Below are 6,870 nucleotides of genomic sequence, written 5' to 3'. Positions count from 1 at the left end.
TGAATCCGGGAACGTCCCGTTCGGCGCCCGGGCCATTTCCGCATCCAGCCGGCGGTTGCGCCAGCCAGATGTTCTAGATTCTATTTACCCTGCCCGCTTCCTCCCAACGCAAGCTGTATTCAAAAAGAACGGAAAAGGGGCCGGCTGTCAAGCCTGGCCCCTCTTTCTATACTGCCCGGTTTTCGTCTTTAGCGGTCAACAGGCCCGGATATTCTACTCGTGATGGCCGCCCCTCACCGGCGGCGTGCGGTGCGCCTTGCCGTTCGAATAGGTACCGTTCGTCCGGCCGTTCGAATGGGCGGCGTCCGGCGGGGCGGGGGTGACGGGCGTGACCTGCTCTGGCAGCGTTGCGCCCTCGGGCGACGGGTTCGGAAGTCGAATGGTACGACCCTGGAAGTTGCGCAGCACCACGTACCCGTCGCCCCGTTCGACCAGATTCTGGGGCATGACGGGGATTTTCCCGATGGGCGTGTCGACGACGTACGTGGGCACACCGAACCCCGTCGTCCAGCCCTGCAGCGAGGAGATGATTTCCAGACCCGTTTCAATGGGCGTGCGGAAGTGCGCGGTGCCCCGCAGCAGGTCGCACTGGTACAGGTAGTACGGCCGAACGCGCATCTTCAACAGCCCCTGCACCAGCTGCCGCATGACCTCGGGGTCGTCGTTGACGCCCTTCAACAGCACGGTCTGGTTGCCCACCGGGATCCCCGCGCGCAGCAGCCGGTCGACCGCGGCGGCCGCCTCGGCGGTGAGTTCCCTGGGGTGATTGAAGTGGGTGTTGACCCAGATGGGGTGGTATTTCTGGAGCATGTTGCACAGCTCGGGCGTGATGCGCTGCGGCATGGTCACCGGCATGCGCGTGCCGATGCGGATGATCTCCACGTGCGCAATCGCGCGGATCCTCGAGATGAGCGATTCCAGCCACGCGTCGGAGGCGACGAGGGGATCTCCCCCGGTGACGAGCACGTCCCGGATCTGCGGGGTCTGCCGGATGTATTCGATAGCCCGGTCCACGTCCTCGGCGGTCATCTTGCCGCCCTTGCCGACGAACCGTTTTCGCGTGCAGTGGCGGCAGTATATCGCACAGTCGGCCGTCACCAGAAAGGCGACACGGTCCGGGTAGAGATGCACCAGCCCCTTGACCGGCGAGTGATCTTCCTCCTGGAGGGGGTCTGTGCCTCCGAGCGGGTCTTCGAGCTCTTCGGCGTTGGGAATCGCCTGCCGGCGGATGGGGTCGTTGGGGTCGGACCAGTCGATGAGGCTCAGGTAGTACGGCGTGACCGCGAAACGGAACTCACGGGAGCACGCCTCAATGGCCTGCGCCATCTCCGGCGTGACCCGGGCATGCCGGGCCAGATCCTCGGCACAGCGTACACGGTTTCGAAACTGCCAGCGCCAATCGTACCACTCACCGTCACGAGCTTCGGAGCTACGACCCGGCGGTTCCGAACTTTCCTCGTGCGCCTCGAGACGTTCCTGCATGTTTGGCTCTCTGCCTCCTTCCGGCCGGCGGCCGGATTGGGATTGGAAGCCCGGCGTCCCGAATTAGGGCCTCGGGGGCCGGACAACTCTGAAACTTCGTTCCTACGAAACCCGGGCGCGCCTGCCGGGCGCTGGCGCCGGCACGGCCGCCGGTGGACCGGGAGCGTCAATGGTCTCCACCAGCCACCCGAAGTCGGGGGTAAGGGCCGCCCGAGCCGCCTCGCCCACTGCCTGGAGCCGGCGGCGCAGGGACTCCTCCATGTCCTGGCGGCGCACCCAGCGCGACACCGCGGCGAGCAGGATGGCAGCGACCAGACGGGGCAACTTCAAGCCCGCGGCCTCTCCCTGGGCGGTCAGCAGGCTGGCCGCGGACAGGCCTGGAAGCGGGTTGACCTCCAAAAAGCGCGGCTCGCCCGCCGCATCGAGCCGGAAGTCCACCCGTGCCACGTCCGAAAGGGACAGTGCCCGGAAGACCGCCTTTGTGTACGCGTCCAGCTTTTCCGCAAGCCGCGCGTCCACCGGCGCCGGGCAGAGGAACCTTTCCAGGTTTTTGCTCTTGGTGTGGAAACAGTAAACGAATTCCGGTTGCGGTGAAGGTGCTTGTGGTGGCCCGTCCCCGGCCGGCCCGTCACCCGAGGCGAGCGGGCGAACCTCCAGCACGGGCAGCGTCCGCAGCCTCCGGTTGCCGATGACGCCCACGCTGAACTCTCGCCCCGGAAGGAACGCCTCCACCAGCGCCGGCTGCCCGTACTGCCGGATCACCCACTCAACCTGCTCGGCAAGCTGCGTGACGTTGTCCACGCGGGAGCTCTGCCGGACGCCCTTGCTGGAACCTTCCGCGAGCGGCTTGACGAAGGCGGGGAATTGACACTCGCCGGCCAGGCTGCGGAGTTCCTCGACGTCCGCCACGACCTGCCACGGCGCCGTGGGGACGCCTGCCGCCTGGGCAGCCATCTTGGCCAGGGACTTGTCCATGGCGGCGCCGAGAGCGACCGGATCCGACCCCGTGTAAGAGATGCCCGCCATTTCCAGCGCCACGGGCGCCAGCATCTCCCGGCTGCGCCCACCCCAGCCCTCCGCGATGTTGAAGACGGCGTCGGGCTTCACGCGTTCCAGGAGCCGGGGAAAGTCCGCCTCGACGGGCATCAGCAGGACCCGGAACGCACCGCCAAAAGAAAGGGTCTCGGCAAGCGCCGAGACCGTACTCCACGAGTCGTATTCAGCTTCTGCGTCTTCAGGGCCGTCGCGACCCCCCGAACGGCGCAGGTTAAACGCCAGACCCAGGCGCACCTGACTCACGGAAGCGGAAAATCCTCTCCGCCCTTGTCATGCTGCACCTGATACGGTTGGGCGAGACAGGTCCCGCACGGGCCGGGCTCGCTATGGCCCCTCAGGCTGGCTTGATTCTAAGGGTGGCCGATCCCCCTGTCAATAGCCCCTCCGGTGCCATTCCCAGGCGGTTTGCACCATCTCGTCGAGCGTCACGAAACGGGGCCGCCAGCCCAGCACCTCCCGGGCGCGGGCGCTCGACGCTACCAGCACCGCCGGATCGCCCGGCCGGCGGGGGGCGCTTCTTACTTCGAAATCTCGCCCCGTCACGCGCCGGCAAGTCTCGAGAACCTCTCGCACCGACCAGCCGTGCCCGCTCCCCAGGTTGAACGCGGCGCTCTCGCCGCCGCCAGCCAGGTACTCGAGGGCGAGGCGGTGGGCCTGCGCCAGGTCGCTCACGTGGATGAAGTCCCGGATGCACGTGCCGTCCGGCGTGGGCCAGTCCGTGCCGAACACCTCGACGGCGCTGCGACGGCCTGCTGCGGCCAGCAGCACGGCCGGGATGAGGTGCGTCTCGGGGTCGTGGCGCTCGCCCGTGCGGCCGGCGGGATCGGCCCCCGCGGCGTTGAAATACCGAAGGCTCACCCAGCGCACGCCATGGGCGCGTTGAAACCAGGTGAGCATGGCCTCCACCATGCGCTTGCTTTCGCCGTAGGGATTGCGGGGGTTCAGCGGATGGTCCTCCGGGATGGGAATGCGGACCGGCTCGCCGTAGACCGCTGCCGAGGAGGAGAAAACGAAGGAACGCGTGCCATTTCGAACCAGCGCTTCCAGGAGGTTTAGGGTGCCGGCGACATTGACGCGAAAGTAGCGGGCAGGGTGCTGCATCGATTCGCCGACCTGAGTGAGGGCGGCGAAGTGCATGGCGGCCTCGAACGGCCCGTGCCGGGCCACGATCGCCTCCAGGCTCTCCTTTTCCGTGATGTCCCCCACCGCCAGGCGCGCGCCGCAGACGGCGTCCGCGTGCCCCGTGCTGAGATTGTCCACGACCGTCACGTCGTGACCGGCCTCGACCAGATCGATCACGGCGTGGCTTCCCACGTAACCGGCACCGCCGGTGACCAGAATGCGCACGGTTGTTGGTGTGGCCTGCCTCTCCGTCCTGAGTCGCCTCTCCATTCCATCTCGCCTTGACGACCCCCTTCCCGAAGGATGAACCTAGAGGTGGCGGATAAGTGAGGTGGAAGGCGTTGGCCGTAGAGACGGCGCCGCAAGGCACCGTCCTGGTGGTAGAGGACGAGCCGGAGATCGTCGAGGTGGTCAAGGCGTACCTCGAGGCGGAAGGCTTCACGGTCGTAACGGCCCCCGACGGGCTTGCCGCGCTCGAGGCCGTCCAGACCCAGCACATCGACCTGATCCTGCTCGACCTGATGCTGCCGGGCGTGGATGGCCGGGAGGTGTGCCGGCAGATTCGCGCAGGGTCGGATGTCCCCATCATCATGCTGACCGCCCGAGGCGACGAGGTGGACCGGGTGGTCGGCCTGGAACTCGGCGCCGACGACTACATCACCAAGCCGTTCAGCCCTCGTGAGGTGGTGGCGCGAATCCGCGCCGTGCTGCGGCGCACCCAGCGGCGGGCGCCCGTGGCCTCCGCCGGCTCGCCGGCGGCTGGCCGCGCCGGGCGGGAGAGCGACGAAGTTTACCGGGTGGGGGCGCTTGTGGTGGACGTGGCGCGCCACCAGGCGTTTGCCAACGGGCGAGAGCTGGGCCTGACTCCCACCGAGTTCAAGATCCTGGCCACGCTCGCCGCGCACCCGGGACGGGTGTTCACGCGCCTGCAACTCGTCGAGCGGGTGCAAGGCTACGCTTTCGAAGGTTATGAACGCACCATCGACGCGCACATCAAGAACCTGCGCCAGAAGCTGGACGACGACCCCCGCCAGCCGCGCTTCATCGCCACGGTTTACGGGGTCGGGTACAAGCTCGTAAGCGGAACGCGGGGCGTTTTGTCATGAACCGGATAGCCGTCAAGATGGCCGCCGGGTTCGCGCTGGTCGCCGTCATGTCGGTGGCCGCGGTGGGGTTGGTCGCCCAGTGGGCGGTGCGGGCGGAGTTCGGCCGGTATCTGGTAGGGGTGCGGGGATGGGTTCGCTCGGCGGAGCCCGGCACCTCCACCCGGGAGGGGCTACCGGGCGGGCAGGCCCTGCAGCCGCCGCTGCCCCAGGAAGTGGCGCCGGAGCGAATCCGCCCGGAAGACCAAGTGGCCGAGGGCTACGGCTGGATGATGCGCCGCATGATGGGTCCCCGGTGGGCCGAGGCCATGCGCCTCATGATGGGGGTGCGGGAGCACCGCTTCCTTGAGGGCGTGGAGGCGGTGCTCTGGCGCGTCGGCGTGGGGGTGGTGGTGGCCGGGGCAGGGCTCGGCGCGCTGATGGCTTCGAGCTTCACCCGGCGCCTGCGCCGCCTCTCGGCCAGGGCGCTGGCCCTTGCCGAAGCGGCCCATTGGGCGCCGCCGGCGCGGGGCGACGAGGTCGACCACCTGGACGACGCGTTCACCACCATGGAGCGGGCTCTGGCCCGCAAAGAGCAGCAGCGCCGCCAGCTCCTGGCGGACATCGCGCACGAGCTCAACACGCCCCTGGCGGTGGTCCAGGCGAACCTGGAGTCGATGCTGGACGGCGTTACGACGCCGCGTCCCGAACGCATCGCGGCCCTCCACACGCAGGTCGGCACGCTGGTCCGTCTGGTCAACGATCTGAGGGACCTGGCCTTGGCGGAGGCGGGGGAGCTGAGCCTGCACCGCCGGCTGGCGAGGCTCGACGAGCTGGTGGAGCAGGCGGCCGACCTGTGGCGGCCCCGCTTTGAGGAGCTCGGTGCCCGGCTCGTGGTGGAGACCCGGCCGACCCCGGCGGTGCAAGTGGACACCGACCGGATCGGCCAGGTGCTGGCCAACTTGCTGAGCAACGCCGTGCGCCACATCCCGCCGCACGACGGGTGGGTGCGGGTGCGAGTCTACCCGGGCGGGACGTCGCGGCCGGAAGTGTTGGTCACGGTGGAGGACAACGGCCCGGGCATACCGGAAAAGAGCCTGCCGTTCGTGTTCGACCACTTTTACCGGGCGGACATGAGCCGCAGCCGCCAGACGGGCGGTTCTGGAATCGGGCTTGCCATCGTGAAATCGGTGGTGGAGGCTCACGGTGGCCGGGTTTGGGCGGCAAACCGGCCGGAGGGCGGCGCGGCCTTCACCTTCGCGCTGCCGGCCACGGCCCTTCCGGCGGCGGTGAGCGTCAACGGCCGTAGGGAAGGGGTCCACAGCCAGTGAACGGGCACAACCTCCTGGAGGATGCGTGGCGGGAGATCCTGGCGCGTGCGCTGTCAAGCGGGGAGATGCGATCCCTGCAGGCAGCTCTGGAACGCTGCCGGGAAAGCCCGTTCCAGTTCCAGCCGGACTCCGGCCGCTTCGAACTCAGCGACGAGTGGATGATGCGGTCGATGGGCGCCGCAGACGAGCGGGCCGGCGGGGAGCCGGGCCTGCCGGAGGCCCCCGACGACCCCGAGGGCCTCGACGTGCTCCTGAGGGCCTGCGACGTGCTCAACGATCACATCGACGAACTGAGGGCCCGCGGCGCGATCGGGGCGCGCCCGGCCGAAGGCGGGGAATTCTCGGTCTCGTACGAGTTCATTTCGACGCACGCCGGGCCGGGCATCGACGATTTCGCGGTGGCGGAGCGGCTCGCCAGGCTTCTGAGGCAGTACCGCGAATTCCGGGTCATCGATGAAGATCTCGGCGGCGTCCGGCGTATCGCGGTACGGTTCCGGTACCGCAGCGACAGCGAGTACGGGGCGATGAAATCCCGGCTGGACTGGCTCTTGGAGCTTGCCCGCCGGCTGAAGGAGAACCGGCCCTACCGCGGCGGCCGCCTGTAGATACCCCTGCCCTGTCTGTGCAATCTCTCGCTCTATTGAGAGTGTTCATCGACAGCACCACCGCCCCGCCTATGGTAACGTGACGCCCGGGGACGAGCTGTGGTGCGGCTGCGACTCGCCGGGCCGGCCGCCGCGGGGCTGCTGGCCGTGGTGCTCTCCTCGGCCCGCTTCGGTTCCCTTGCGCCCTTCGGG

6 protein-coding genes are annotated in these 6,870 nt (G+C 68.5%); 3 read left to right on the top strand and 3 right to left on the bottom strand.

Translation table 11 applies throughout. The features are described from left to right. Positions 1-213 precede the first annotated feature (213 nt). The 3 genes from AB1609_12920 to galE form a co-directional block, all read right to left on the bottom strand. Complete coding sequence (locus AB1609_12920) at positions 214-1,482, bottom strand: KamA family radical SAM protein (GenBank protein ID MEW6047361.1); 1,269 nt, start codon at positions 1,480-1,482, stop codon at positions 214-216. A 102-nt stretch (positions 1,483-1,584) separates the two neighbouring features. Continuing rightward, positions 1,585-2,781 carry a hypothetical protein gene (locus AB1609_12915; GenBank protein MEW6047360.1) on the bottom strand — a complete coding sequence of 399 codons (1,197 nt, stop codon included), beginning with the start codon at positions 2,779-2,781 and terminating at the stop codon, positions 1,585-1,587. Between the two features lie 129 nt (positions 2,782-2,910). Further along, entirely contained in the window at positions 2,911-3,885 is a 975-nt protein-coding gene (gene galE, locus AB1609_12910) for a UDP-glucose 4-epimerase GalE (protein MEW6047359.1), read from the bottom strand. Positions 3,886-4,001: 116 nt separating this feature from the next. On the opposite strand from galE, the gene AB1609_12905 reads away from it, so the two are divergent. From AB1609_12905 to AB1609_12895, 3 genes are read left to right on the top strand one after another with little or no spacing between them, the layout of a single operon-like run. Continuing rightward, positions 4,002-4,766, top strand: coding sequence for a response regulator transcription factor (locus tag AB1609_12905; protein MEW6047358.1), 765 nt, complete (start codon positions 4,002-4,004; stop codon positions 4,764-4,766). After that, positions 4,763-6,073, top strand: coding sequence for a HAMP domain-containing sensor histidine kinase (locus AB1609_12900; GenBank protein ID MEW6047357.1), 1,311 nt, complete (start codon positions 4,763-4,765; stop codon positions 6,071-6,073). Before AB1609_12905 ends, AB1609_12900 begins: the two co-directional genes overlap by 4 nt. Continuing rightward, positions 6,070-6,678 (top strand): hypothetical protein, encoded by a 609-nt coding sequence (locus AB1609_12895; protein MEW6047356.1) that lies wholly within the window; start codon positions 6,070-6,072, stop codon positions 6,676-6,678. Before AB1609_12900 ends, AB1609_12895 begins: the two co-directional genes overlap by 4 nt. The last annotated feature ends 192 nt before the right edge of the window (positions 6,679-6,870 follow it).

It is taken from the genome of Bacillota bacterium (assembly GCA_040754675.1).
Taxonomy (GTDB): Bacteria; Bacillota; Limnochordia; order Limnochordales; family Geochordaceae; genus Geochorda.
The sequence above is the reverse complement of the archived record's forward strand: the minus strand, read 5'-3'. Positions and strand labels throughout refer to the sequence as shown.